This window comes from Streptomyces sp. NPDC003247 (assembly GCF_042888135.1).
In the GTDB taxonomy this organism is placed as follows: Bacteria; Actinomycetota; Actinomycetes; order Streptomycetales; family Streptomycetaceae; genus Streptomyces.
Map to the genome: position 1 here is coordinate 21,459 of NZ_JBIAPF010000025.1, position 26,395 is coordinate 47,853.

At 70.6% G+C, this 26,395-nt stretch carries 25 protein-coding genes and 1 pseudogene; 6 read left to right on the forward strand and 20 right to left on the reverse strand.

The window, feature by feature from the left end:
* Positions 1-283 precede the first annotated feature (283 nt).
* The 12 genes from ACFYWQ_RS42600 to ACFYWQ_RS42655 all read right to left on the reverse strand — a co-directional run bounded on the left by ACFYWQ_RS42600 (position 284) and on the right by ACFYWQ_RS42655 (position 12,133).
* The gene (locus ACFYWQ_RS42600) at positions 284-784 is read right to left on the reverse strand and encodes an Hsp20/alpha crystallin family protein (RefSeq protein ID WP_389525942.1); all 501 of its coding nucleotides are present in this window, start codon (positions 782-784) and stop codon (positions 284-286) included.
* Between the two features lie 48 nt (positions 785-832).
* Entirely contained in the window at positions 833-2,647 is a 1,815-nt protein-coding gene (locus ACFYWQ_RS42605) for an FAD-dependent oxidoreductase (protein WP_389525944.1), read from the reverse strand.
* Positions 2,647-2,910, reverse strand: coding sequence for a UBP-type zinc finger domain-containing protein (locus ACFYWQ_RS42610; RefSeq protein WP_389525947.1), 264 nt, complete (start codon positions 2,908-2,910; stop codon positions 2,647-2,649). Before ACFYWQ_RS42610 ends, ACFYWQ_RS42605 begins: the two co-directional genes overlap by 1 nt.
* A gap of 5 nt (positions 2,911-2,915) precedes the next feature.
* A complete protein-coding gene (gene trxA / locus ACFYWQ_RS42615) occupies positions 2,916-3,362 on the reverse strand; it encodes a thioredoxin (protein ID WP_389525950.1) in 447 nt (148 codons plus the stop codon).
* A complete protein-coding gene (clpB, locus tag ACFYWQ_RS42620) occupies positions 3,359-5,998 on the reverse strand; it encodes an ATP-dependent chaperone ClpB (RefSeq protein ID WP_389525952.1) in 2,640 nt (879 codons plus the stop codon). Before clpB ends, trxA begins: the two co-directional genes overlap by 4 nt.
* Positions 5,989-6,363 carry a chaperone modulator CbpM gene (locus ACFYWQ_RS42625; protein WP_389525954.1) on the reverse strand — a complete coding sequence of 125 codons (375 nt, stop codon included), beginning with the start codon at positions 6,361-6,363 and terminating at the stop codon, positions 5,989-5,991. Before ACFYWQ_RS42625 ends, clpB begins: the two co-directional genes overlap by 10 nt.
* A complete protein-coding gene (locus ACFYWQ_RS42630; RefSeq protein WP_389525957.1) occupies positions 6,360-7,298 on the reverse strand; it encodes a DnaJ C-terminal domain-containing protein in 939 nt (312 codons plus the stop codon). Before ACFYWQ_RS42630 ends, ACFYWQ_RS42625 begins: the two co-directional genes overlap by 4 nt.
* Before the next feature lie 6 nt (positions 7,299-7,304).
* Positions 7,305-7,889, reverse strand: coding sequence for a nucleotide exchange factor GrpE (locus ACFYWQ_RS42635; RefSeq protein WP_389525960.1), 585 nt, complete (start codon positions 7,887-7,889; stop codon positions 7,305-7,307).
* 10 nt (positions 7,890-7,899) lie between these two features.
* Positions 7,900-9,804, reverse strand: a complete 1,905-nt coding sequence (dnaK, locus tag ACFYWQ_RS42640; RefSeq protein ID WP_389525962.1) for a molecular chaperone DnaK — start codon at positions 9,802-9,804, stop codon at positions 7,900-7,902.
* A gap of 81 nt (positions 9,805-9,885) precedes the next feature.
* Positions 9,886-10,413, reverse strand: coding sequence for a general stress protein (locus ACFYWQ_RS42645; RefSeq protein WP_389525965.1), 528 nt, complete (start codon positions 10,411-10,413; stop codon positions 9,886-9,888).
* Positions 10,414-10,888: 475 nt separating this feature from the next.
* Positions 10,889-11,455 (reverse strand): type 1 glutamine amidotransferase domain-containing protein, encoded by a 567-nt coding sequence (locus ACFYWQ_RS42650; RefSeq protein WP_389525967.1) that lies wholly within the window; start codon positions 11,453-11,455, stop codon positions 10,889-10,891.
* Between the two features lie 228 nt (positions 11,456-11,683).
* Positions 11,684-12,133 (reverse strand): DUF1931 family protein, encoded by a 450-nt coding sequence (locus ACFYWQ_RS42655; protein ID WP_389525970.1) that lies wholly within the window; start codon positions 12,131-12,133, stop codon positions 11,684-11,686.
* Between the two features lie 682 nt (positions 12,134-12,815).
* On the opposite strand from ACFYWQ_RS42655, the gene ACFYWQ_RS42660 reads away from it, so the two are divergent.
* On the forward strand, positions 12,816-13,193 hold the full coding sequence (locus tag ACFYWQ_RS42660) for a DUF2267 domain-containing protein (protein ID WP_389525973.1): 378 nt from the start codon (positions 12,816-12,818) through the stop codon (positions 13,191-13,193).
* Here ACFYWQ_RS42660 and ACFYWQ_RS42665 read toward each other — a convergent pair.
* The 4 genes from ACFYWQ_RS42665 to ACFYWQ_RS42680 form a co-directional block, all read right to left on the reverse strand.
* The gene (locus ACFYWQ_RS42665; protein ID WP_389525976.1) at positions 13,141-13,431 is read right to left on the reverse strand and encodes a glycogen debranching N-terminal domain-containing protein; all 291 of its coding nucleotides are present in this window, start codon (positions 13,429-13,431) and stop codon (positions 13,141-13,143) included. The two genes, ACFYWQ_RS42660 and ACFYWQ_RS42665, sit on opposite strands and share 53 nt — an antisense overlap.
* Positions 13,432-14,692: 1,261 nt before the next feature.
* Entirely contained in the window at positions 14,693-15,073 is a 381-nt protein-coding gene (locus ACFYWQ_RS42670) for a DUF2267 domain-containing protein (RefSeq protein ID WP_389525979.1), read from the reverse strand.
* A 558-nt stretch (positions 15,074-15,631) separates the two neighbouring features.
* Entirely contained in the window at positions 15,632-15,769 is a 138-nt protein-coding gene (locus tag ACFYWQ_RS42675; protein WP_389525982.1) for a hypothetical protein, read from the reverse strand.
* A gap of 165 nt (positions 15,770-15,934) precedes the next feature.
* On the reverse strand, positions 15,935-16,255 hold the full coding sequence (locus ACFYWQ_RS42680; protein ID WP_389525984.1) for a DUF2795 domain-containing protein: 321 nt from the start codon (positions 16,253-16,255) through the stop codon (positions 15,935-15,937).
* Between the two features lie 121 nt (positions 16,256-16,376).
* On the opposite strand from ACFYWQ_RS42680, the gene ACFYWQ_RS42685 reads away from it, so the two are divergent.
* Together ACFYWQ_RS42685 and ACFYWQ_RS42690 are read left to right on the forward strand one after the other, a co-directional pair.
* Positions 16,377-16,763 (forward strand): DUF2267 domain-containing protein, encoded by a 387-nt coding sequence (locus tag ACFYWQ_RS42685; RefSeq protein WP_389525987.1) that lies wholly within the window; start codon positions 16,377-16,379, stop codon positions 16,761-16,763.
* Positions 16,764-17,667: 904 nt separating this feature from the next.
* A pseudogene (locus ACFYWQ_RS42690) lies at positions 17,668-17,889 on the forward strand (IS5/IS1182 family transposase); the annotation flags it as partial.
* Between the two features lie 76 nt (positions 17,890-17,965).
* Here the strand turns inward: ACFYWQ_RS42690 and ACFYWQ_RS42695 are convergent.
* Together ACFYWQ_RS42695 and ACFYWQ_RS42700 are read right to left on the reverse strand one after the other, a co-directional pair.
* Positions 17,966-19,747, reverse strand: a complete 1,782-nt coding sequence (locus tag ACFYWQ_RS42695; RefSeq protein ID WP_389525989.1) for a PucR family transcriptional regulator — start codon at positions 19,745-19,747, stop codon at positions 17,966-17,968.
* 506 nt (positions 19,748-20,253) lie between these two features.
* Positions 20,254-20,454 carry a hypothetical protein gene (locus ACFYWQ_RS42700; protein ID WP_389525991.1) on the reverse strand — a complete coding sequence of 67 codons (201 nt, stop codon included), beginning with the start codon at positions 20,452-20,454 and terminating at the stop codon, positions 20,254-20,256.
* Between the two features lie 248 nt (positions 20,455-20,702).
* Between ACFYWQ_RS42700 and ACFYWQ_RS42705 the strand changes: the two genes are divergently transcribed.
* Positions 20,703-20,900, forward strand: coding sequence for a hypothetical protein (locus tag ACFYWQ_RS42705; RefSeq protein WP_389525993.1), 198 nt, complete (start codon positions 20,703-20,705; stop codon positions 20,898-20,900).
* 56 nt (positions 20,901-20,956) lie between these two features.
* On the opposite strand, the gene ACFYWQ_RS42710 is transcribed toward ACFYWQ_RS42705, so the two are convergent.
* Entirely contained in the window at positions 20,957-21,784 is an 828-nt protein-coding gene (locus tag ACFYWQ_RS42710) for a helix-turn-helix domain-containing protein (protein WP_389525996.1), read from the reverse strand.
* A 111-nt stretch (positions 21,785-21,895) separates the two neighbouring features.
* Here ACFYWQ_RS42710 and ACFYWQ_RS42715 point away from each other — a divergent pair, with 111 nt between their 5' ends.
* Positions 21,896-22,708: an alpha/beta fold hydrolase gene (locus tag ACFYWQ_RS42715; RefSeq protein ID WP_389525998.1), complete on the forward strand. Its 813-nt coding sequence runs from the start codon at positions 21,896-21,898 to the stop codon at positions 22,706-22,708.
* Positions 22,709-23,018: 310 nt separating this feature from the next.
* On the opposite strand, the gene ACFYWQ_RS42720 is transcribed toward ACFYWQ_RS42715, so the two are convergent.
* Positions 23,019-24,692, reverse strand: coding sequence for a subtype B tannase (locus tag ACFYWQ_RS42720; protein WP_389526001.1), 1,674 nt, complete (start codon positions 24,690-24,692; stop codon positions 23,019-23,021).
* A 108-nt stretch (positions 24,693-24,800) separates the two neighbouring features.
* Between ACFYWQ_RS42720 and ACFYWQ_RS42725 the strand changes: the two genes are divergently transcribed.
* Positions 24,801-26,021 (forward strand): ROK family protein, encoded by a 1,221-nt coding sequence (locus ACFYWQ_RS42725; protein WP_389526004.1) that lies wholly within the window; start codon positions 24,801-24,803, stop codon positions 26,019-26,021.
* Positions 26,022-26,395: the final 374 nt, after the last annotated feature.

The following is a 26,395-nucleotide window of genomic DNA, read 5'->3' on the forward strand; positions in this document are numbered from 1 at the left end:
GGACGTAGGACCTGCCGTGCCCGCGGTGCCGGCCATCCTCGGCGAGTACAGGGTGCTGCCCGGTCCGGCGCCCGGGCGGTACGGCGGGCTCCGGCGCGCTCCTACTCCCGGCGGCGGGCGGTGCGGTCGGCGATTCTCAGGACCTCGCTCACCGTCAGACAGGCCGAGTTCGCTCCCGCGTACGCCACGAAGAAGGTCAGCGAGACCAGCAGGAAGAACCACCAAAGCCTCGCCGGCCCGGCCGCAGTGCCGGACAGGCGCCCGGAACCGCGGCGCTCGCGTCTCAGCCGCCGCTCTCGGTACGTTCACTCGTCTCGGTGATCTCGACGTGTCGCGGCTTTGCAACGTCGGCCTTGGGGACGGTGATGCTGAGCACTCCGTCCTGCATCTCAGCCTTGATCTTGTGGGTGTCCAGTTCTCCGGGCAGCCGCAAACGGTACTCGAAGGCTCCGACGCGGCGGGTGCTGCGGCGCAGGACACCCTTGCGCTCCCGCTCCTTGATCTCTCCGGTGACCACGAGTTCGGGACCGTTGGCCTCTACGTCGATGTCCTTGCTCTTCACTCCGGGGAGTTCGATCTCTATGTGGAACGCGTCCTCGGACTCCGACACGTCCGCGAGAGGCGTCCACGCAACCGCGGGTGCCGCGCCCACCGTCGACTCCAGCAGGCCGCTCATCTGGTTGAGCAGTTCGTCGAACTCGACCAGGGGATTGACAGGGGTGGGTGCCCAGACGGGCCTTTCCTGCAGGGCGCCACCGCGGTGGCGCCGGACGGGCGTGGCCATCGCAATCGCCTCCTTCTTCCTTCTCGTGATCTCATCGTCCGCCATTCGTCATGCGAGCCATGCGGACTCCTTGTGACGTATGCGTGGGGAGACGTCCGAGTGGCCCGCGACAGCTGACGTGCCCGTGGTGCCGGGTACGGCCGAGTGTCCCAGGTGCCGGTGCACGAAGTGGATGGCCATCGCGCCCTCACCGGCCGCGGAGGCCACGCGCTTCACCGAGCCGCTACGGACGTCCCCTACCGCGAAGACACCGGGCAGGCTGGCCTCCAGGGTCATGCACGAGCGCCCGCGGCCGTGCCACACCTCGGGGTAGGCGCAGGCTTCCTGGGCCTCCGGCCCGGTGAGGACGAAGCCGCGGGAGCCGAGGGCGATGACGCCGGCGAGCCACTCGGTGTGAGGTTCGGCGCCGGTGAAGACGAACAGGCTCCGTACCGCGAGCCGGCGGTGCCCACCCGTGCGGTTGTCGACCACGTCGAGCTCCTCCAGCACTTCCTGGCCGATGACCTCGGTGACCTCGGTGTGCAGCATGACCTCCACCCGCGGATGGCGCTCGACCTGGTCGACCAGGTAGCGGGACATGTTGGCCTCAAGGCCGGCTCCTCGGACCAGCAGGTGCACCTTCGGCACGTACCCGGCGAGGAACAGCACCGCTTGGCCCGCCGAGTTGCCTCCGCCGACGACGGCCACCGGGTCGGTGCGGCACTGCTGGGCCTCGTAGACGGTCGCCGAGTAGTGCACGCTCGTTCCCTCCAGGCGTTCGATGCCGGGCACCCGGAGCCGGCGGTAGCGGGCACCCATGGCCAGGACGACCGCGCGGGCGGTGATTTCGCTGCCGTCGGCGAACGCCACGACGTAGTGGTCGTCGTCCTTGGGATGGAGACCGGTCGCCTCCAGCGGAAGGCTGATCCTGGCGCCGAACTTGTCGGCCTGGAGTACGGCGCGTTCGGTGAGTTCGGCGCCGGAGATGCCGGATGGGAATCCGAGTAGATTCTCGATGCGGGACGACGTGCCGGCCTGGCCGCCGGTGGCCATCGCCTCCACCACTGTGGTGCTCAGACCCTCGGAGGCGGCGTAGACCGCGGCAGCGAGGCCGGCGGGTCCGGAGCCTACGATGAGGACGTCGCCGTGACGGTTTCCGGCGGGTAGGGACGGCAGGCCGATGAGCCGGGCCAGTTCCGCGTTGCTGGGGTTGCGCAACAGGGTGGTGTCCCGCCAGATGACGAGTGGTGTCTCCGCCGGGCCGACGCCGAAGCGGCGCAGCAGCTCCTCGGCCTCCTCGTCGGTCTCCAGGTCGATCCAGCGGTGCGGCAGCCGGTTGCGGACGGCGAACTCGCGCAGCCGTCTGGTGTCGGGCGAGTAGCGCGAGCCGATGATGCGGAAGCCGGCGCCCTGTCCGACGAGCAGCGCGCGACGGCACAGACAGGCGCGCAGCACGATGTCCCCGATGGTGGAATCCTGGGACACCAGGTGGCGCAACTGGTCCAAGGAGACGACAAGGACTTCGCCCGGCTCCCTGGCGACAGCGGTGTAGAAGGCCACTTGTCCGTACAGCAGGCCGAGTTCGCCGATGAAGCGACCTGGGCCGTGCACGCGCAGCACGTGCTCCTCAGGAGTGCCGTGGTCCTCGACGACGGCGACGGTACCGCTGAGGACGACGAAGAACGTCTCGCAGCGCTCGCCCTCCCGGATCAGAACGTCGTTCGGAGCCATGTTCCGGCGTTGCCCGTGCTCCGCCAGACGTGCTGTCTGGTCCTCCGTGAGACGCGGATACGCGCCGTAGATGTCCGGGGTCTCCCAGAAGGCGGCCTCGTCCGCTTTCTCCGGCACCGGTTCTTCGCCCGGCAGCGACTGGTCGCCGGACATCAGACGAACGCCTCGTGAACGTAGCACCAGCGCCATTCCTCGCCGGGCTGGAACGACTGCACGATCGGATGGTCGACGGCAGCTGCGTGCTTGCGCGCGTGCTTGTTCGGCGAGGAGTCGCAGCAGCCGACGTGGCCGCAGGTCAGGCAGAGCCTCAGGTGGACCCACGGGGAGCCGAGCATCAGACACTCCTGACACCCTCCTGGGGTCAGCGGCTGGACCGGCCGGACAAGCGCGAGGTGGGGGTCGGCATGCAGGGTCATCCGGATCACCCTTTCCTGGTGGTGATCGACTGTTCCACCCACTGGCGCAGAGCGGGGGCGGGCGCCGCCCCCGCCTGCCGGGCGACCGTCTCGCCCCGGTCGAGGACCAGCAGTGTCGGTACGGCCTGGACCTCGAAACGCTGCGACAGTCGCGGGTTCCTGTCGACGTCGACCTTGACGAGTTTGATTCGGCCGGCGAGATCGGTGGCGACTTTCTCCAGTGCGGGGCTGACCATGCGGCAGGGTCCGCACCAGGTGGCCCACAGGTCGACCACGACGGGGACGTCGGCCCGCTCGGCGACCTCGGTGAAGTCGTCGTCGCCCGCGTCCACCATCCACGGTAGGGGCTGCTTGCAGTGGCCACACCTGGGGCGGCCCTCCGCGGCCACGGGCACCCGGTTGGCGCGCCCGCAGTTGGGACATCTGACGGTCGTCGCCTGCATCGTGCTCATGCCGCCCGCGCTCCCTCCACGTCCTCGGGCCGGTCGTAGGTGACCACCAGTTCCCCCGCCTCGGCGTCGACGCGGACCGTCGCGCCGTCCTGGACGTCACCGCGCAGCAGGGCGCGCCCGACCATCGTCTCGACCTCATGGGAGATGTAACGCCGCAGCGGCCGGGCCCCGTACACCGGGTCGTAACCCTGGTGGGCGATCAACTCCCGTGCCGCGTCGGTGAGTTCGACGGTGATGCGGCGTTCGGCGAGGCGACGGCGCAGCTCGTCGAACTGCAGCTCCACGATCCGCTCGATCTGGCGCTCGCCGAGCGGCTTGAACAGCACGATGTCGTCGACGCGGTTGAGGAACTCCGGGCGGAAGTGCCCGCGCAGCTCGCCCATCACCAGGGCGCGGGCGTCCGGCTTGATCTCACCCTCGGCGGTGGCGCCGTCGAGGAGATGCTCGGAGCCGATGTTCGACGTCATGATGATCACAGTGTTGCGGAAGTCGACGGTGCGGCCCTGGGAGTCGGTGATGCGGCCGTCGTCGAGGACCTGCAGCAGGGTGTTGAAGACGTCGGTGTGCGCCTTCTCGATCTCGTCGAACAGCACGACCGAGTACGGCTTGCGGCGTACGGCCTCGGTGAGCTGGCCGCCTTCCTCGTAGCCGACGTATCCGGGTGGTGCGCCCATGAGCCGGCTGACGGTGTGCCGCTCCTGGTACTCACTCATGTCGAGGCGGACCATGTTCTCCTCGGAGTCGAACAGCGCCGCCGCGAGGGTCTTGGCCAGCTCGGTCTTCCCGACGCCGGTGGGGCCGAGGAAGATGAACGAGCCGATGGGGCGGCGCGGGTCGCGGATGCCGGAGCGGGCGCGGATGATGGCGTCGGCGACGAGTTTGACGGCCTCGTCCTGGCCGATGACGCGCTCGCGCAGGATCTCGTCGAGGCGCAGCAGCTTCTCGCGTTCGCCCTCCTGGAGGCGGGCGACGGGGATGCCGGTCCAGGCTGCGACGATCTCGGCGATCTCCTCCTCGGTGACGACCTCGCGCAGCAGCCGGTTCTGCCCTTGTTTGGCGGCCAGCTGCTCCTCCTCGGCCTTCAGCCGGCGCTCCAGGTCCTGGAGGCGGCCGTAGCGGAGTTCGGCGGCGCGGTTGAGGTCGTAGGCGCGTTCTGCCTCCTCCGCCTCGTGGCGGACCTGCTCCAGTTCCTGGCGCAGTTCCTGCACGCGGCGGATGGCCTGCCGCTCGGCCTCCCACTGGGCGCGTTTGGCGTCGGCCTCGGCGCGCAGGTCGGCCAGTTCTCTGCGCAGCTCCTCCAGGCGGGCCTTGCTGGCGGGGTCGGTCTCCTTGGACAGGGCGGCTTCCTCGATCTCCAGGCGGGTGACGCGGCGGGTGATCCCGTCGAGTTCGGCGGGCATCGAGTCGATCTCGGTGCGCAGCCGGGCGCACGCCTCGTCGACGAGGTCGATGGCCTTGTCGGGCAGGAACCGGTCGGTGATGTAGCGGTGGGAGAGCGTCGCCGCCGCGACCAGCGAGGTGTCCTGGATCTTCACGCCGTGGAAGACCTCCAGGCGTTCGCGCAGTCCGCGCAGGATGGAGATGGTGTCCTCCACGCTCGGTTCGTCGACCAGGACCTGCTGGAAGCGGCGTTCGAGGGCGGCGTCCTTCTCGATGTGCTTGCGGTACTCATCGAGGGTGGTGGCGCCGATCATGTGGAGTTCACCGCGGGCGAGCATCGGCTTGAGCATGTTGCCCGCGTCCATGGCCCCTTCGGCGGCGCCCGCTCCTACGACGGTGTGGAGTTCGTCGACGAAGAGCAGGATGCGCCCCTGGGCGGCCTTCACCTCGCTCAGCACGGCCTTGAGGCGTTCCTCGAACTCGCCGCGGTACTTGGCGCCCGCCACGAGCGAGCCCATGTCGAGGGCGAACACCGTCTTGTCCCGCAGTCCTTCGGGCACGTCACCGCGCACGATGCGCTGGGCCAGACCCTCCACGATGGCGGTCTTGCCGACGCCGGGGTCGCCGATCAGGACGGGGTTGTTCTTGGTTTTGCGGCTGAGGATCTGGGTGACGCGGCGGATCTCCGCGTCACGGCCGATGACGGGGTCCAGCCGCCCGGAGCGGGCCTCGAGGACCAGGTCGCGGCCGTACTTCTCCAGAGCCTCGTAGGCCACCTCGGGGTTGGCGGAGGTGACCCGCTGGTTGCCGCGGATCTGGGTGAGCGCGCCGAGGAACGACTCCCGGGTCACGCCGTGCTCCTTGAGCAGGCGCCCGGCGGCGGTCGCCGAGCCCTCCTCGGCCAGGGCCAGCAGCAGGTGCTCCACGGACACGTACTCGTCCTTGAGGCGTTTGGCCTCCCGCTCGGCCGCGTCGAGCAGGCGGGACAGGCGCTGGGTGACGAAGACCTGCCCCGGCGCCGCGCCCGGGCCGGTCACCTTCGGGCGGCGGGAGAGCTCCTCGCGCACGGCAGCGCGCAGCTCCTTCGGCTCGGTGCCGGCCTGCTGCAGCAACCGTGGGATCAGACCGTCCTCCTGATCGAGAAGCGCGAGCAGCAGGTGTTCCCCGTCGACCTCGGTCTGCCCCATGCCGACGGCCGTGCTCTGGGCCTCCTGGAGGGCTTCCTGGGACTTCTGGGTGAGACGGTTCATGTCCATGGGGGTGTTTCACTCCTCATACCGGCGCGACGCAGTGCGGTTTCGAGCAGGCTGATGCGGTCCAGCAGGTCGAGCACCAGACCGAGGGATGCGTAGTTGAGGCACAGCCCGGTGCGCAACCGCTGGACGCGGGCCAGGGCGGCCGGGGCCGTGGGGGCGAACACCAGCCCTCCGGAGGCGTCGCGCTCGGCCTCGACCAGGCCCAGAGCGACGAACCGGCGGACGAGGTCGGGGTGGACGCCGGAGCGGTGGGCCACGGCCTGCAGAGAGAGCCTGGGCACCGGCACGATGGCGTACCGGACTCGTGCCGGCGCGGGAGCTGTCAGCCGAGACGCCTGGCGCTCCCCGGCGCGTGGGTCACTCATCGTGTCCTCCTGGGGTCGAACGAGGAGACGGCGGCAAGCTCCTCGAAGAGTGCGCGCTCCCGGTCGCCGAGCCTGGACGGCACCATGATCCGGAGCTCGGCGTAGAGGTTGCCGTTCGTACCGCGCGGGTTCGGCATGCCCTCACCGCGCAGCCGCAGCCGTCGGCCGCTGGACGAGCCCGCGGGCACGCTCACCTTCGCCGCCGCCCCGCTCGGCGTGGGCACCGAAACTGTCGCGCCCAGCGCGGCCTCCCATGGTGTGACCGGAAGCTGCACGTACACGTCCCGGCCGTCGAGGCGGAACTGGGGGTGCGGCTGGATCCGCACCCGCAGGTACAGGTCCCCCGCGGGGGCGTCACCGTTGCCCCGGCCGCCCTCGCCCGCCAGCCGGATACGCTGCCCGTCGGTGACACCCGGTGGCACGTCGACCTCGTACCGCCGCGGCTGCCCTGTGGGACCGGCGAGCGTGACGGTGCGGCGGCCTCCCCGGTAGGCCTCCTCGACGGTGAGCGGCAGTTCGGCCTCCTGGTCGGCTCCGGGGACACGCACCCGTCCGGCGCCCCCGAAGAGGGAGCCGAACAGGTCGTCGACGTCGACGCCCTCCGCGCCGAAGCCGCTGGTGGCGTACCGGACCCGGGGGCCGTCCCCGGTGGACCAGCGGAAGCCGCCGCCGGGTCCCGCGCCGGCACCGACCCGCTCCTCCCAGTCCTCGGGAACCTTCCGGAAGTCCTCGCCGAAGCGGTCGTAACGGGCCCGCTGGTCGGGTTCGGACAGGACACTGAAGGCCTCATTGATCTCCTTGAACCGCTCCTCCGCCGCGGGGTCCTTGTTGACGTCCGGGTGGTACCTGCGGGCCAGCTTGCGATACGCCCGCTGGATCTCGTCCTTGTCGGCGTCTCGCGGGACCCCGAGAACCTCGTAGAAGTCGCGTGCCATGGCCGCTCACTCCCGCTTGGCGACGGTCACGGCGGCCGGCCTCAGCTGCCGCTCGGCCTCGCCGTAGCCGGGGCGCAGCACCTGCGCCACGGTGTTCGGTTCGGCGTCGGGGTCCTGGACCACGCCGACGACCTCGTGCCGGGAGGGGTCGAACGGGACGCCGGTCTCGGCGTGACGCTCGTAACCAAGGCGTTCAAGGATGGACACGGCCTGGTCGCGCACGGCGCGAACCCCCTCGACGATCGCCCCGGGGTCGGAGCCCGCGTGGTTCAGGGCCAGTTCGAGGTTGTCGATGACGGGAAGGAAGGCCGCGGCCGTGCGGGCGCGTTCGATCGCGCGCTCCCGGTCCAGTTCCCTGGCGTGTCGCTTGCGCAGGTTGTCCAGATCGGCGAGAGCACGCCGCCAGCGGTCCTCGACCTCTTTCAGCGCGGCCGTGTACTCGTCCTCGGCCCCGGCCGGACCGGTGGCCGCGTCGGGCCCCGGTTCGGCCTGCGTGGTCGGCGGCGCGGGCTCGGGCAGGTGGCCCTGCGGCGGTGGTGCGGCGCCTTCGGGCGGCAGGTCGGACGATCGGTCCTGGGGGGGTATCGGCATGGCGGGTACCTCAGCCCTTGTCGAACTCGGCGTCGATCACGTCTTCGTCGGCGCCGGCACCGCCCTGCCCGGAGCTGTCCGGCCCGGTGGTGTCCGACGGACCGCTCGCCGCCGCGGCTTCGGCCTGGTGGGCGGCGAGCCCGGCGTAGACCTGCTGGAGTTCGGAGCTCAGCGGCCTGACCTTGTTCACTCCGGCCTCGTTCTTGACCGCGTCGCGGGCCTCTGCCACCAGCATCTCGGCTCGCGCCTTTTCGTGCGCGGGCGCGGCGTCGGCCAGTTCGTTCAGACGCTTTTCGACCTGGTAGGCGATCGCGTCGAGTTCGTTGCGGGCGTCGACGGCCTCGCGGAGTGCCTGGTCCTGGCCCCGGTTGCTCTCGGCTTCCTGGACCATGCGTTCGACCTCGCTGCGGTCGAGGTTGGAGCTCTCGCTGATGGTGATGCCCTGTTCCTTGCCGGTGTCCTTGTCGCGTGCGCTGACGTTGAGGATGCCGTTGGCGTCGATGTCGAAGGTGACCTCGATCTGCGGTTCGCCCCGCGGCGCCGGCCGGATGTCGGTGAGCTGGAAGCGGCCGAGGACCCGGTTGTCGGCGGCCCGCTCGCGCTCGCCCTGGAGGACGACGATGTCGACGGCGGGCTGGTTGTCCTCGGCGGTGGAGAAGGTCTCGCTGCGGCGCACCGGGATGGTGGTGTTCCGCTCGATGATCTTCGTCATCACTCCGCCGCGCGTCTCCACGCCCAGCGACAGGGGGGTGACGTCGAGCAGCAGGACGTCCTTGACCTCGCCCTTGAGCACCCCGGCCTGGATCGCGGCGCCCAGGGCCACGACCTCGTCGGGGTTCACGCTCATGTTGGGTTCCTTGCCGCCGGTCAGCCGGCGCACCAGTGCCTGGACGGCGGGGATGCGGGTGGAACCGCCGACGAGGATGACCTCGTCGATGTCGCTCTCGCCGACCTTGGCGTCGGCCATGGCCTGCTGGACCGGACCGAGGCAACGCTCCACCAGGTCACCGGTGATCTGCTCGAACGTGGACCGCATGATCGAGTCGGTGAGATGCTTGGGCCCGGAGGCGTCGGCGGTGACGAACGGCAGGCTGACCTGGGTCTGGGTGACGGAGCTGAGCTCGGTCTTGGCCTTCTCCGCCGCCTCGAACAGGCGTTGCAGCGCCTGCGGGTCCTTGCGCAGGTCGATGCCGTTCTCCTTCTGGAAGTCGTCCGCGAGGTAGTCGACCAGACGCCGGTCGAAGTCGTCGCCGCCCAGATGGCTGTCACCCGCCGTGGAACGCACCTCGACCACGCCGTCGCCGACATCGAGGATGCTCACGTCGAAGGTGCCGCCGCCCAGGTCGAAGACGAGGACGGTCTCGTGCTGCTTCTTGTCCATGCCGTACGCGAGGGCGGCCGCCGTCGGCTCGTTGATGATCCGCAGCACTTCCAGTCCCGCGATCCGTCCGGCATCACGGGTCGCGGTGCGCTGGGCGTCGTTGAAGTAGGCGGGCACCGTGATGACCGCCTCCGTCACCCGCTCCCCCAGCTGCTTGGAGGCGTCGTCGGCGAGTTTGCGCAGCACCAGGGCGCTGATCTCCTCAGGCGCGTACAGCTTGTCACGCACCTTGAAGCGGGCCTCGCCGTTGTCTCCCGGCACGACGTCGTAGGCGACGGCCTTGGCCTCGTCGGGGATCTCGTCGAAGTGCCGGCCGATGAACCGCTTGGCCGAGTAGATGGTGCCCTTGGGGTTGAGGATCGCCTGGCGCCGGGCCAGCTGGCCCACCAGACGTTCCCCGGTGTCGGTGAAGGCCACCACGGACGGTGTCGTTCGGTTGCCCTCGCTGTTGGGCACGACGGACGGCTCGCCGCCCTCCCACACGGCGATCACCGAGTTGGTGGTGCCCAGGTCGATGCCCACTGCCTTGGCCATGAGGAACTCCTTCCGCGGCGGTCGACGTCCGTCGGCGACCGTTCATCCTCCGGGCCCTGTCCGCCCGGCTTCGAAACTCGTTCAGCTGGGGGCGGGGTCGTCGCGCGGGCGCCGGCCCCTGGAGGAGGCGCTCTCCGTGTTCGCGCCGGCCCTGCTGTCCAGCCCGGCGACCAGCCGGACGGCCTCATCGGCGACGTCCTCGTCCACCACGACGTCATACCGGCTGGGCTCCATCGAGCGGACCGAGGCGAAGTCCCGGCGGCCGCCCTGGGCCGCGTACAACAGCACGCCGAGCAGCGCACCGACGACCGCTCCGAAAATCAGCCCGTACAGCGCGAGGAGCAGACCGGAGACGACCGGATTCAGCCAGTTCAGCAGCCCGAAGATCCAGCCGATGAGCACGCCGGGCAGCGCTCCGGTGGCCGCGCCGTGGAGGGCGGCCGCACCATACCCCACTCGACCGATCACCTGTTCGACCAGGCGCACGTCCTGCCCGATGATCGCCACCTTCTGGACCGGAAAGCCCTGGTCGGCGAGGTGATCGACGGCACGTTCGGCTTCCTGGTACGTCGCGTACGAGGCAACGGTCCTGCGGGCCTGCTCGGTCATGGTCACTCCTTCCGCCGGCGGACCGCCGAGCGGCCCCTGCAGGCCCCAGGGTGGCTCCGCACCCGGTCACCCCGCCTGCGCCCAGCGGGTCGAAAAGTGGCACCGGCGCTCGGTCTACGAGGGCAGGGAGCGGGACGACGATTCCGGTGGGCGGCTCGTGGCAGGGTCCTCAGGGGGATTGATCCCAGGGCCGACCGTCCGGCACAAGGAACTGTCTCCACCGACGCTCAGGAGGCGGACGGCTGTCCCTGGTTCCCACCCGGGACGCAGGACCGCTTCCTCCCTGCCACGCCGGCACGGCGCACCGCGGCGATCCCGTCCCGGGCGTGGCGGTCGACGCGGCTGCGAGAGGCTACGGACCGGCGGCCGTACGGAGCGACGCCACGGCCGACTGGCCCTTGGGGGGGAGGGCGGGCCCAGCAGGCCCACCCCGCCGTGCACCGCCTGCTCTCGCCGCAGCGACCAGGCCCCTGGTTCAGCCGGGCATGGGGTGGTGCGCCCGGGCGAACTGCTCCACGACGGCGGCGCAGAAGGCGGGCAGGTCGGCCGGGCCGCGACTGGTGACCAGCTGCCCGTCGACGACCACCTCCTGGTCGGCGACGACCTCCGCGCCGGCGTTGCGCAGGTCGGTGCGGATGCTGGGCCAGGACGTCAGGCGGCGGCCGCGCACGGCGTCGGCTTCCACCAGGGTCCACGGGCCGTGGCAGATCGATGCGACCGGTTTCCCACTGGCCATGAAGTCCCTGACGAACTGCACCGCGTCGCGGTCCATGCGCAGTTGGTCAGGGTTCATGGTGCCACCGGGCAGGAGCAGGGCGTGGTAGTCGTCGACGGAGGCGTCGGCGACCAGGCGGTCCACGGGGAAGGTTCCCGCCGGGTTGAGGTCGAACTGGCGGGCCTGGATCTCGCCGTGATGGAGCGAGAGGATCTCGGTCTTCGCCCCTGCGCCCTGCAACGCACCGCGCGGCTGGTCGAGTTCCACGCGTTCGACGCCGTCGGCGGCCAGGATTCCCACCCGCATCCCCCGGAGTTCCTGTGTCACGATACGGCTCCCTTCACGAGTCGCTGGTTGTACGAGGCGTGCGGCAGGGACACCCGGCAGGGCCCGTCCGCATCCCTGTTTCCGGTTTCCGGACCGGGGACCGCAAGGCCCGGTCGAGGGTGTCCCGAGCGCGTATGTGCGCGCGACCAGCCGGAACTGCCGTCCCGGTGGAGGACATCCTTGGTCCGGCCGTCGTCGCGAGCGACGGCATGCACCGGGGCGCGACTGCTACAGCAGCCGGTCGAACACCGCGGTCACGCCTTCCCACTGGCCGGTCTGCGGGTTCTTGTCATCCGGATACATGATCTTGAACGTCTCGGCGAGGGCGACGCTGAGACCGCCGATGATCTCGGGGTAGCGCTCTTCGGTCTCCCGGGTGGGTGTCCTGTCGAGGGGAGGATGCGCGGCGAGCCGTTCCAGGATCGGCTTGAGCTCGACCTCCTCGTCGAGCCGCCGGAACCGGTGGATGCTCTCCTGGAGGCCCTTGGTGATCGGCAGGTCCCACGGTTCGACGGTGTCCCGGCCGTTGGCCTTGGCCGACGCCTGGCCGACGACCAGGAGGTCGTAGAGCTTGGCGTCGACGAAGTCGCCGTACCGCTTCAGGTCGTTCTTGTCCACATCGAGACCTGCGGCGGCGCGGAAGAACCTCTCGAACTTCGACACACCCATCACGGTCATGCCTCTCGCCTCCTCGCCAGGAACCGGACGGCGTCGTTCGCTCACGCCCGCGCCGCCCTCGGCTGTTACCCGGTCGAGATTCGCAGAGCCCCCTGCTGAGCGCCTCCGCACCCGAGGCCGAAAAAGAACGCTGCCTCCTACCCTGGCAGAGCAGCATGAAATGCGCAGGCATCCTCCGGCCAGCCGTACGGCCGTCCGAGGTCATGCCCATCTCTCGGGTGCGGGTGAGAGCCGCGCCGGCCGCGCCCTCACGGTCTCCATCGAACTGGAAGTGCGGCTGACGGGCATCGCCCGACAGCTCGCCCGCAGCAGGCTCTCGACGGCGAACGGGCCAGCCGGAACGCGACGGGGGAAAGCCGACCGCGCCCACGGGCACAGCGCCCTGACGCAGATTTGACAGACCGGCGCCGGGCGTCCCCGAGGACCGCGGCTCTGCCGTGGTGGCGGCCGTCTGCACTTGTGCTCGGAGGTGTACCGAGCCGACTGCTTTTCCTCCCGCACGGAGCAGGCAGAGTGCGGCCCGCATCTGGAGCATAGAGATGTCCGATGTCACTCGACCTCTGCTGAGGCGCACGCACCCTGACACGCATCAGCCCACCACCCCCACACGCACGCTGCACCCTTCGGTGGCCGTCTCAGGACCCACCCCGGACAGCTGCAAGCTTCAGAAGAAGGACCACTCATGGACTACGACACCTTCATCGACACCATCGCCCGGCGCGCCCCTGTCCCCCCGGAAAAGGCGGAGCCCCTCACCCGCGCCACCCTGGAAACACTGGCCGAGCGGCTCACCAGGGGTGAGGCGGAGGACCTCGCGTCCGAACTGCCCAAGCCGCTGAAGGAACCGCTGGTCTCCCCCACTCCGGAGGCCGAGCCCTTCGGACTCGACGAGTTCGTCAGTCGGGTGAGCAGGCGAGCAGGGGTGAGCCCGGACGAGGCCCGCGAGGGCGTACGGGCCGAGCTGAGCACCCTGAGGGACGCAGTCAGTGACGGCGAGTTCCGCCAGGTCATGTCCCAGCTGCCCCGGGACTTCGAGGCTCTCGTCGGCGCCCCGGGCTAGAGGAGCCGCAGAGCAGCACGAATCCCAGACCCTCGCCGGTGTGCTGATCTTGCCCACCACGCGTACGCGGCCCCTCCTTGACCGCGAACAGATCGGCGAAGTCGGCACCCACGCGCAGTGAGACCGGCACCGTCATCGGACGCGTGCTGAGGTTGCGCAACCGGAGGTCCTCGCGCATTCCCTCGCCAACGTGGCGCCGACGTTCCAACATGAGTTCGCTCTGCGCGCGAGAGCACACCGCGCGTCACCGACATCGGTGATCCGGGACTGCACAGGACGCTGCGGCGGAGCCTGGAGGACCTGGGCGCGCTGCGCGTCTTCGACCCGCGGCACCCCGAGCACACGGCGGTCGCCGCGGGTGCCCCCTGGTTCACCTCGACCGGGACAAACGCCCGCTCGACGCCCTGGCCTCCAACATGGGCCACTGCCTCTGGACCGGGATCGCCCACCGCGACAAGGCCGAGCAGGTGGCGGAGCGGCTGCTGTCACCGGAGATGTTCACCGGCTGGGGTGTGCGCACGCCGGCGTCCACAATGGGCGCGTACAACCCCATGAGCTACCACAACGGTTCGGTGCGGCCACACGACAACGCCCTCGTGACCACAGGCCTGATGCGGTACGGCTTCGTAGAGCAGGCCCAGCAGGTGGCCACCGGCATCCTCGACGCCGCGGAGGCCTTCGGCGGCCGGCTGCCCGAGCTGTTCTGCGGCTTCGACCGCAGCGATTACGACGCGCCGCTGCCGTATCCCACCTCGTGCTCACCGCAGGCCTGGGCCGCTGCCGGCCCGGTTCAACTGGTGCGCGCCGCTGCGGATCGACCCCTGGATGTCGCACGGTCAGGTACGGGTCGACCCGGCCTGGCCGGCCCGCTACGGACGTCTGCGCATCCACAACATCTCGCTGGCCGGCCGGAGTTGCCGAACTGGAGGTGGACGGCGAGTCGACCCGCTTCACAGGGTTGCCCAACGACATCGAGATCGTGCACCGGCCCCGTCGGCCCCTGTGCGCGGCACCGAACCACCGACACCACCAAACTCCTGACCAGCTGCCGACAGAGGAGTGAAGGCCATGCCGGGCGCTCTATCACTTGCTGGCCTGCCACCGGACCCAGCCGGCGACAGCCGCCCCAGGGCGCCGACTACACCACTGACCTGTACGAGTCCGTGCGGCAGCTGATCGAGTCGGTGAACGACACCCTCGTGTCGACCTGCCGTCCGACCCGAGCACGGACTGCCCGGCGGAGATGGTCGGGCAACCGGGGGGCGAGAGCCCGGGCGATCTCCGACGGCAGACCGGGGTCGGCCAACAGCACGACGCGCACGGATCTGCCGGAGGAGGTCTTGGGCACGTCAGCCGTCATGACCACACCTTCGTGCGCCTCGCGCCATGCGCCCGCGAGGGACCGGCGATCCGCGGGTGTCACCCACCGCACCCCGGCGCACACGCAGAGTCCGGACCGCTGGCGCCGTGACACGGGCGCCGTGCCGAAGGCCCTGAGGTCACCCGGCGGATTCAAGGGCCTGGGAGAAGTCCGTTCCGAGCTGCGACATCAGGTCGTTGAACTCCTTATCGCTGATCGCGTCGCGGAGCACGGCCAGTACGGTCCGCACACCCCGGTCGGCTTCCTCCTCCTTGAGCATGGTGCGTTCGGCCACGCGCCGCACGCTGTCGTGGTGGCCGAAGCGCTCGATGCGGTCCGTGGTTCCCCGGCGCACCGCATCCGCGAGGCCCTCGGGGAGTTCGGTGATCAGGTCCCTGGCCTCCCCCGGGCTCAGCCTGTGGGCCAGCGTCTCAAGCGTGGCCCAGGTCAGGTCCGCCGCCTCCTGCCGGCTCAGTCCGGTGCGCTCGGCGACGGTACGGACGAATTCCTGCTCATCCATGCGTCGTCCTCCTTCGCTGCTGTGTTGCGACGAACGGGGCGGATCCCATGCAAGCCTGCCACGCCGACCCGGCCCGCGCCCGCCCACGGACGGCGGTGACTACCCACAGCTTGACGCCTCCGTGCAGCGTGGTGTGCAGGGCCTGGCCGGCCAGGTTGAGCTCGTCGTATCGCACACAGGCGAAAAGCCACACCATGACGGCGCCGGTGGTAGCCGAACTCGGGCGGCGACTCTGCGCATTCGACGTGAACCACAGAGGACCCGGGTGCCCCAGCTTGCCGTGGCATGGGACGAATCAGCACGTGTGATCGGGTCCGGGCGTGGAAAACCGAGGGGCCCCGACTCCAGGGAGGCGTCATGGACGCCCATGTCACTGCCCAGGGAAGCCCCATCGCCACGGTCAACCCGTACACCGGTGAAAGGGTCCGTGAGTTCCCGGCGCTGAGCGCGGAGGACGTAGGGCGCGCGATCGACGCGGCGCACTGTAGCTTTCCCAACTGGTACGGCGGGCGGATGCCCCACCGCCCCGGGCCCGCGACGGTGTCGGCCCTGTCCGGATCACGGGCGGGCAGTGGGGGCACGCAGGGTGTACGACGCCGAGAAGGTCGGCGCCCGCATCGTGGACGGCCTGGAGCGGCGCCGCACCGCCGTGTGCGCGCCCGCCTGGCTGCGGCTGGTCCAGTCCGTGCGGGCCATGCTGCCACCACTGGTGCTGCGCGTGGCTCGCCGGCAGGCTGCCCCGCCTGGACGTCGAGGAGAACCTCGCCCCGGCCGGGCCACTCGGCACCGACGGCGACGCCGACCGGGTGGCGAGGCGGCACGCCCGCTGAGGGGCGTGGCTGGCACCGAGCGGCCCGGCCGTCAGCTGTCCAGCTCCTCCTCGACTGGCGGTTTCGGCACATCGCGCAGATGCTGGGACTGCCCCGGCCTGCCGCCCTCGCGGGCCTGCTCGGCACGCTGCGCCGGGCTCAGCCCAAGGTCGGAGGCGGGATCCACGCGCACCGACCGCGCCACCTCCTCACGGTTGGCATACTGCTCGGCCGGGATGCCGCGCAGCGCCTTCACGACATCCGGCGCGGCGCCCGACCGGCTCGCCGCTTCGATCAGCCTGTCCTTGCCCGCGGGGAAGTCGACATCCTTGATGGCCTCCACCACGTCCCGGGCGCTCGTACTGTGGGTCATGGCCTTCTTCTCCCTTTATCGGAATCCGGAATCCTGCGCCACCCGGGTAACCGGCAGGGGCCGCTCACTCACCTCCTTCACCCGCCGGATTTCCCCCGGTTTGCCCCCGTTTGGAGGCGCCATGGGCAGCGACGAGTTCATCCAGCTCGTCAGCCGGCGGGCCCAAGTGCCCGAGGAGCAGGCCAGGGAGCTGACCCGGGCCACGATGCTGACGCTGGCCGAGCGGGTCACCGGCGGCGAGGTCAGGCACTTGGCCGGCGTCCTGCCCGCCGAGATCGCCCCGCCCCTGGTCCCACCGGAGGATGGCGGGCAGAAAATCGGGGTCGACGAGTTCGTCCGGCGAGTGAGTGAGCGGGCGGGCGTCGATGAGACCGTGGCGCGCAGGAGTGTTGCGGCGGTTTTCATGACTCTGGGAGAGGCCGTCCCCGGCACGGAGTTCCAGGACGTCATGTCGCAACTGCCGAACGACGTCATGTCGCAACTGCCGAACGCGTTCCAAAACGTCTAGCGCCGGGTATCCCGGCGCGCGGAACACGGCTGCGCGCACGCCATGAGAATCGCTCGCAAGCGCTTGTTTGACATCCAGGCCGGTGGGAGGCCGGCAGAAGCGGTGGCGCGGCATGTGCGGCCTTTCCCCGCAAGGTCGTGGCCATCAGCAGCGTGAGCAACGGTGCTGAGGACGGCGCTGAGGTCCCAGGCCGCGCGGTCTGCTCGGTGGCCCGATCCAAGCTGTCGTCGCCCGCACGAGCCTCTCCTGCGGCAGCGGCTCGGCGCTGCGCAGGGGTTCAGCAGGATCGATGCGAAGTACTCCGGCAGGGCACGCCGCCGGACGGGCGCGCACCTCGCCGACCAGGATTCGTGGCCTTCGACCTGGTCCACCGAGGCGACGACCTGACCGTGGCCGTACGCGCGGCATCGGGCGGCGCCGGAGGCCTCGGTCGCGGACCGCGGCCTGGCGGCACCGTTCACGTTGACGCGGGACTGGCTGGCGTGGACGGCGGCCGGGGTGGACGGGCTGTGCTTCAAGCGGCCGAGTGCGCACCAGTAGCGCGCCACCGTGGGCACCTGGTGCGCCGCGCGACAGTCGGTCCACACCACAGCCGTGCAGTGCGCACCGATGCGGTGCGCATCGATGGTGGATACGCGGAATCCCCGGTGCAGATACGGCGAATCGTCGGTGCTCGCCGAACGCCTCACGGGCACGCAACGGGACTCTGGCCAAGGCCGGTTGGCTCGCGCCCTGGTCGTCCCGCTGTCCGCTGGGAGCGGCGCACCGAACTCCACGACGCCTTCATCACCGTCGCCTGCAGCCTGTCTGCTGGAGACGCATCAAGAAGGCCAACACATGAGCCCGGTTCTTGCAGCCCGGGGCTTCGAGCACCGCGGCCACGCCTGGACCTCCGAGCACGGACTTGAAGACCTCCACCAGCGTTCCCTCCGCCAGCCAGAGCGCGGACGCGGGTAAGAAGATCGCGGGCCGCAGGCGACGCGTCGTAACCGAACCTAGACGCGTCGTAACCGAACCTATCGGCCTCCTCCTGGCGGTGCTGGTCACCGCGGCCGGTATGCAGGACTCCGCAGCCGGCACCCGGCTGCTCGACCAGGTCGCCGCCGGCCGTCCCGGCATCCGCAGGGCGGCCAAGATGCCGCCGCCCGGCCCACCCACTGCAGCGCTGCTGTCACCACTCCCGCAGGAGTTCCAGCGAGGCGTCAGCCGGGTCCGCCCAGCACGATCTTCCACACTCGGGTCGCCACCTGGAGGTTCAGCCGGTCCTCGACGTTCGCGAGGTCGTGGCCGCTGATGTCGCGGATGCGCTGGAGCCGATAGCGCAGCGTGCTGCGGTGTATCGCGAGGGATTCTGCGGTCTCGTCGTAGTTGCCGCCCCAGTCGAAGTACCGGGACAGGGTCTCCACCAAGGTCGCGTGATGCCGGGAGTCGTAGTCGATGAGCTGCCCGAGCCACTCCTGGACGAACGTCTCCAGTTCCCGGTAATCGTTGCCGGGTCCCAGGATGCGATAGAGGCCGAGCTCGTCGAAGAACGACGTGCCGTAGCGCTCGCGGGAGTGGCGGCGCACGTCCAGGGCGCGTTGCGCCTCCTGGTAGTGCTGGGGGATGTCGTTCAGGGAGTCGGAAGGGGCGCTCACCCCGATCGTCCCGGACCGTGTTCCGGTCTCCTGGGCGAGCGCGTCGTACAGTGCGCGGGGGTGCGGCCTGTCGTCGGCGACCAGGACGACGTGGTCGGAGCGTCGGCTCAGCAGCGAGCGCATGCCCACGGCAGAAGCCGCCCGCCCCACGGTCTGTGTGAAGGAGTCGTCGGCGGTGCGGTTCGACCACTGCACCACGACGACGTAGTGGCTGCGGTGCAGGTCGTGTCCGGCTGCCTCGGACCGGGCGTAGGCGCTCGCCTCGTCCGTCCCCGCCAGGAGGTCGTCTACCAGCTCGCGGTGCAGCCTCAGCTCCACTTCGGCCAGATCGCGCAGGTGCGTCAGCTCCAGGGCGAGTGACGCGGCAGCGCGTTCCAGCGCGAGCACGGTGTGCTCGTCGGCCTCGTCCCGGACATCGACCAGGGCCAGCACGCCCAGGATCTCGCCGTGCGATCGGATCAGGGTGATCAGCCGGTCCCTTATCCGCACCGGCCCGGCCTGACGGGCGACGGCGTGCAGCATGTCGTCCTGGCGCACTGGGTCCGGTTCGGGATAGGGGACGGGGCGGCTGGGGCCGGTCCAGGACCTCAGCCGACCGAAGCGGTCCTCGACCAGCGCAGGAAGTCCGGTGAGCCCGTGCAGTGCGCGGGTGACAGCTTCCGCGCCGCCACCCGAGGCAGCGACGTCGGCCATGAGCGCGTGAACGGCAAGCTCGTAGCCCAGCTCAGCCACCACAGAGATCAGCTGCCGCTGGAGGGCTGTGCGTTCGTCCCTCAGTCGGTGCAGCTCCAGCGCGTCCTCGCGTCGGCGGCGATGTGCGGAAGCGACTGACAGTGCAGCAGCGGTGTGCCGGACGAGCGTGGCGAGCAGAGATCGCTCGGCCTCGGTGGGCCGGGAGCGGGACGTCACCACGAGGTAGCCGTGGAGTCCCTCAAGTCCGCGTAGCCCCAGCGCCCGGCCCCAGGGCCTGCCGGGTACGGTCACGTTGCCGTCCTGCCCGGCCAGCTCCCGCACCCTCCGGCTCACGGCCACGGCAGGCATCTGCCCGTCCCTTGGACTGGGGACCATGTCGCCGCCCACATTGAGGTATCCGGCCTCGGCACTGTATGGCCCCGCGGCGGCTATGTGGTCCATGGCCAGGCGCAGGATCTCGACTTCGTCCGGAGTGCCGAACAGGGTGCGGGAGAGCGCGACCAGTTCGTCGAGGGCATGGTCGGCTGGGGTGCGAGCGGGCGGGCGGGGCCCTCCGCGCGCGGCCGTCGGGTGCCGCCCGGCGCTGCCCCGCGGAAGGCTGCCCTTCCGGTGGGAGCAGCGGTGGTACAGGCTGTGCGCCCGACTGCCGGCCATGGGACCACTCCGTCCCTCGAAGTTCTCAGAGAACCGAGCGGCATGTCGCGTACCCGCTCACGGGCCGGCTACCCGAGATGTGTGGATCCTTTCTCTCAACGACACGCTCGCGGACCTGCCCCCGCACCACGCCCGCGTCATCCGCCCGTTCGCCGAGTGGGGCGTCCTGCGCGACGCCCGACGCCGGGCGGACAAGGGCCGCTACACCGCTGGCGCCGCCGCGAACGACCGGGTGGACATCCGGACCGCGATCAAGTTCATGACCTGGCTCGACGACAACTCGATCACACTCGCCGACCTCAGCCAAGAAGTGCTCGACCTCTGGCGGCTTCGAGGTATTCCGGCCAGCTGTTCTGGGCGTATTGGGACCAGGCGTAGGCGGTGTAGGGGTGGATGCCGAAGAGGTCACTGACGACGATGGGCGGGAGAAGGACGGGGTGCCGGTCGATCGTGAGGTAGGCGTCGGCTCCCAGATCCAGGTCCACTGGGGCCGACGGCTGATCAGATCAGGAGGGGCCTTCCCGCCCGTCGGCCGCCTGTGTAGCGATCCGGCGGGCTGCGGCCGCTGTGATCTCCTCGGGGGTGAAGTCGGTGAGGCGGTCCAGGAGCCAGGTGATGGCGGAGCGGAGGATGCCGGAGACGGCACCGGAGAGGGCTGCCCCGGCCAGGGCAAGGCGTTCGCGGCGGGTCAGACGCGTGCGGGACATGAAATCCTCCACACAAAGTGTGGTGGGCGGATGGGGGTAGCCGGCTGGCTCGCTGTCCACGCTGAGACCCCCGAGGAGATCGACTCCAAGGCGCGACGTGCCCTGAACGGACCCTCGTATGTCCGCTGTTCATGCCCTGGCGGCGGGGGTGCGATCGGAGACGGTGGTGCGATGAATGGCGATGTTGGGGCGGGCGGCCAGACCCGAAGAAGAGTCCGAAGCGGCAGCGGCCGCTGAAGCGGGCGCGCGTGGGATGGCCGGCGGCGCTGCGACAGCTCAAGGATCTGCTGTACGAGATGTACCTGGCAGCGAGCGCCCCCAGCCTGGACGAGATCACCGGGGGCATCGCCGACGACGACAACCTGGGAATCGCCGGGCCGGGACACGGTCGACCGCGTCATCACCAACGGGTGAACGGCCGGAGCAGCAGGCCGATGTGGTGGTGATCATAGGGTTGTGACGCCACGTGATCACGGATGTGAGTGTTCTTGTGAGCGCCTCCTCACTCGGCGGCCACCGTCGCCTGCCACGCGCCCGGGCGTTTGCCTGTGGCCTTGTGGAAGAACACCGAGAAGTTGGATGCGTCGGGGAAGCCGAGTACGTCGGCGCAGCGGGCGGCGGTGAGGCGGTCGTGTGCGAGGAGCCGTTTGGCTTCCAGGGTGATCCGTTCGACGATGTACGCCTTCGCGGTGCGGCCGGTGGCCCGCTGCACCGCTCGTGAGAGGGTGCGGGGCGCGTATCCCAGCGCACGGGCGTAGTAGCCGGCGTCGTGGTGTTGCCGGAAGTGCGCTTCGACGCCGGAGCGGAACGACCGGAACACCGGATGTGTGAGGCGTGCTTCGGCGTGCGGTGGGTGCAGCCGGGTGATGAGCGCGGAGAGCAGGATGTCGGGCAGTTCCGTCGAGGCGTGGCCGGGTGGGGCGGATGCTTCGAGGAGGAGATGGCTGCGCGCCGTGTCGACGAAGGGCCAGTCGGCGTCGGGGATGCTCCAGTGGGCAGCCAGGTCCGGGGAGGCGACGAGTTCTCGGGTGGAGTGGGTGACCGGCGCGGTCGGCACGAACAGCACGAGGTGCCCTGCCGCTTCGGCGATGTCGTCCCACCGGTGCACCGCGCCGGGTGGGATCCACACCGCGGACCGGTCTCGGAGCGGGTGGCGGTGGAAATCGACCGTGACCGAGCCGGGTCCGGCGTCGATGACGGCCAGGACGTGGAAGTCGGCGCGCTGCGTGCCGCCGTTGTTCAGCTCGCGCAGGCGGTCGAACGTCATCGTCTCGACCGAGGCTGCGAGGCGTCCTGCGGGCTGGTAGGTCATCTGCCGGATCACGTTCACGTGTCCAGTTTTCACCATCGGGTGACCAGTCACGCCGATGCCCTGTCCGGGTGCGGAAGTTTCAATGAATGCACAGGGAAATCGCCTGGAGCATCGACCGGAAGAGCCATCATGAACACGACGCAGCAGACGCTTCTGCCCGTTTACGACCATCGGCCGGGGACCGGGCCGACTCTGGTGTTCCTGCACTATTGGGGTGGTTCTGCCCGCACCTGGGACCTCGTCGTCGACCGCCTGGCGGGCCGTGACGTGCTCACGGTCGACTTCCGCGGGTGGAGCCGGTCGAGCGCTCTGCCCGGTCCCTATACGCTCGGTCAGCTCGCCGACGACACGCTCGCCGTGCTCGCGGATGCGGGGGTCAGCGACTACGTCCTGGTGGGGCATTCGATGGGGGGCAAGGTCGCACAGCTGGTCGCGGCCACCCGGCCCGCCGGCCTGCGCGGCATCGTCCTCGTCGGCTCCGGCCCGGCGAAGCCCGCCGCACAGGTCACCCCCGAGTACCAGGAAGCCCTGTCGCACGCCTACGACTCCGCCGAGTCCGTGGCCGGGGCCCGGGACCACGTCCTCACCGCGACCGAGCTGCCCGCTCCGGTCAAGGCGCAGATCGTGACCGATTCGCGGACCGTCACCGACGCCGCCCGCACCGAGTGGCCGCTGCGCGGCATCGCGCAGGACATCACCGAGCACACGCGCATGGTCAGCGTGCCCGCTCTCGTCGTCGCCGGAGAACACGACCAGGTGGAGCCCGTCGGCGTGCTCCGCGACAACCTGGTGCCCTACCTCTCCCGAGCCGACTTCGTGGTACTCCCCCACACCGGTCACCTGATCCCGCTGGAAGCCCCGGCCGGCCTCGCCGACGCCATCACCGCATTCGCGCCGGCAGCCCGACCGTCCCCGCGGCCCGACGACGGGCTGCGCCCCTGAATACCCGCCCACGGAGCCGGGACAGGCTCTGCCGCGTTGCACCGCACCCGACAGAGCTGCCGGTACGCCCGCCGCACAGCGGCCGGCACCTCGTCGTGGACGAGGTGTTCCCCGAGCCGGCCGCCCGGGGTTCCGGGGCAACCTCAAGGGTGCCCTGAGCGGTGGTGCCCCGGGGGCGCGCCTTCGGCGCCTCCGTTGCCACGGCGGCGGCGCAGCCGGCTTCGAGCCTCGCCCGGAGCAGGGTGGCGGTGCGGCCCTGCTCCGGCCTCGGGTGTCGCGCGAACCGGCCGGGCCTGTTCGCGCGACACGGCTACTTCTTGTATCCGGTCACCTGTGCGACCCACTTGAGGAAGTCACCGGGGTCCTCGTTCGTGGCATGCCCCTTGTCCCAGTAGTAGGCGTGGTCGACGTCGTCACCGAGGCCGTCGGCCGCTGACGCGAGGTTGGCCGAGACGGTCAGGGCGGTGTCGGTGTCGCTGGTGCCCAGACGGATCCACCAGTGCTTCGAGCGGTTCGGGTTGCGCTGCTCCAGAAGGTGGTACATCGGGTTCATCAGCTTGAGCAGGTCGGGGATGTCGCTCGCGACCCGCTTGGCGGACAGACCGGTGGTGTCGTTCTTCGCGCTGTACTCCGTGAAGTGGCGGGCCTTGGTGGTGCCCGTGCCGAACTCGTTGTTCTCCCCTGCCGACAGGTCGAAGGCGTCGAAGGCCGGCGAGGTCTTCTTGCGGGCGCCCACATGCGCGAGGTAGCCCTCCCAGGTGAACGTGGCCTTGCCGTTCGCCCAGGTGATGAAGGTGTTCTCGGCCAGGTAGGCGGTGCGGTCCGTGTCCGAGAGCGCCGCCAGGTACTTCGTGGCCGAGGGCTGGAGGTACGTCTTCAGCAGGTAGTCGTCGTAGTTGCGGGCGGTGAGGGTGCCGAAGCCCGACCCCTTCAGGCCGCGCAGCTTGAGGGAGGCCTGGTACTCGGCGAACTGCGACTGGAGTTCCTTGGCCACGGCCTGGTCGACGACCTTGCCGGTGGTCTGGGTGACGTTGGTGCCCCAGTTCCACTCGTACGCGCCGTCGGCGTGCTCGAGGTCGGTGATGGGGCACCAGGCGCCGGTGGCGAAGACCGCGTCGGAGGCATCGGCCGCGCCGGCCTCCTTGAGGTACTCGTCGTAGAGGGGGCTGTCGCCGGAGGCGCCGAGCAGCGCCGAGGAGGCGCCGCCCGCGCTGGTACCGGTGGAGACGATCCGGTCGACGTCGCCGGGGATGCGGCCCTTGTTGGCCCGGATATAGCGCACCGCCGCCTTCAGGTCGACGATGACCGCCGGGGCGGTGCCGTAGTAGGTGCCGTCGGAGTCGGTCAGGCTGCGCCCCCTGGTGCCGGGCTCCACGGCGACGTAGCCCGCCACCAGGGCCAGCTTCGCGAGGTTGACCATGCCGTTGACGGCCCCGGTGCCTCCGGTCATGCCCCCGGTGGACGGGGACGCCTGGCCCGTCGGCATCCCGCCGCCCGTGCCGCCGATGCCGGTCATCTCCAGGGCCGCCTGGCCGACGCCGGTCGCCTTCGCGACAGTCGTCGGCATGTAGGCGCCGACCGCGTTGGCGAGGACGATGGGCGCGCGGCTCGCGTCGACCGCCTTGCCGTCGATCTTCACGGGCACGCTGACCACGAGGCTCTGATGGGTGTCGTCGCTGGGATTCGTGACGTAGTCGCGAGGCTTGTAGAAGTGGTACGTCACCGAGTGGTTGGTGCCGTCGGCGTCGGCGATGGTCTCGGTCAGTTCGGTGTAGTCGTCCCGGTCGAAGACCAGCGCGCCCGAGGCCGCCTCCCCGCCGGAGCCGGTGTTCTCCGCCTGCGCGGTCAGGGCGATCCCGCCGACCGCCGCGACGCCCGCGGTCGCTCCGATCCCGATCACTACTGTCCTGCGGTTCACTGCGCGGTGCTTCACGGTGCTCTCCTCGTCGGCGACGCCCTGCCGCCCGGTCCGGGCGACGGCCATTAATTTCAACCATCGAAAAATAAGAGGACCCTGTCCTCCGGCTATGCGCCACACACAGGCAGCTGTCCTGTCGGACCGGTCGAACGGCGGACCGGCACAATCGAAGGCGTGAACGCCCCCGCCGACTCAGCCGCCGTCCGCCGCGGCAACCTCTCCCTGGTGCTGCGGCACATCGCCGCGCACGCCCCGTGCGCCCGGACGGAGATCGCCGCAGCCACCGGCCTCGTGCACGCCTCCGTCACCGCGCTCGTGGCCGACCTCATGGCGCGCGGCCTGGTACGGGAGGACGGGGCGGCCAGCGGGGGCGGCCGTGGCCGGCCGCGCCGTCTCCTGCGGCTCATGCCCGAACGGGTGCGGATCATCGCGGCCCATGTGACATGGGACCGGATCGACGTGGTGACATCCGGTCTCGCGGGGGATCCGGTGGAGGTCGTACGGCGCCCGGGGCCGAGCCCCTTCGATCCTCGCGAACGCCTGGCCGACGCCGTCCGCGACGCCGTCACCGAGGCTGCGCCCCCCGCCCCGGGCGTCCACCCGGGCGGCCTGGTCATCGCCCTCGCCGCACCGGTGCCCTCCGCCGGAATCACGCTCACCGGGGTGGATGACGCAGGGCCCCCGCTCGCCGCGCTCGTGGCCGAACGACTGCCCGGTCTCGGCTGTCCCGTCGATGTGGTCAACGACGCCGACATGGCGGCGCTCGCCGAGTACCACCTTCTGGCTGCCGCCCGGCCGGGAGCCGCCGCCGGCACCGTCGCCTTCGTCAAGTCCGATTCGGGGGTCGCCGGCGCGCTCCTCGTCGACGGCCGGGTCCATCCCGGCAGTCACGGTCTGGCCGGGGAACTGGGTCACCTTCCCGTCGCGTTCGACGGGCCGCGCTGCCGGTGCGGCGCGTACGGCTGTCTGTCCCTCTACATCGGCGCGGGCGCGGTGTGCGATGCCGCCGGGCTCTCGGAACCCGGCGGCGGGCCGCCCGGGCGGGCCCGTGCGGTGACCGAACTCGGGCGGCGCCTGCGGGCCGGCGAGCCGGCCGCCCTCGCGGCACTGGACCGCGCCGGGCACGCGCTCGGCGCGGCGATCCAGTCGATCGTCGGCGTCACCGACGCGGGCGAGATCATCCTCGGCGGACACCTCGCCGACTGGGCACCGTGGCTCACCCCGGGAATCGACGCCCGGCTCGCACCCCGCCGCACCGCCTTCCCCGACGCCCGGATCACCGTCACCCCCGGCACCCTGGGCCGCCCTGCCGCGCTCCACGGAGCGGTGCGGACCGCCCGCGACCGTGTCCTCGCGGACCCCACGACCGTGGGCCAGGCACAGCCGGGGCGGTAACCGCCCCCGGACAGGAGCGGATCGCCTCACGAGGCGCGCGAGGTCCGCGCCATTCGGACGCTGTCGTCGATGCCCGCACCGATACGGCCGCGCGGGACCGACACGGACGCGTCGCCGCCGGCCTGGCCGCCGCCGTAGGGAACGCGAAAGCAAGCTCCGCGTCGGTCCAGTTCCGGCTCGGCAGCCGCGGAGGAAGAGGCAGCAGGCCGCCGGCCGAGGACCGCGTAGTCCTCAGTCGGGTTTCAGCCGCCCGCCCGGGCGTGTGGCGGGCCCTGGCGAAGTGCCAGGGTGAGCAGCGGGCCGACTGCCAGCAGCACGGCGAGGGCCGCGTAGCCGGTGGTGAGCGTCGAGACGGTGGCCACGCCGGCGACGAG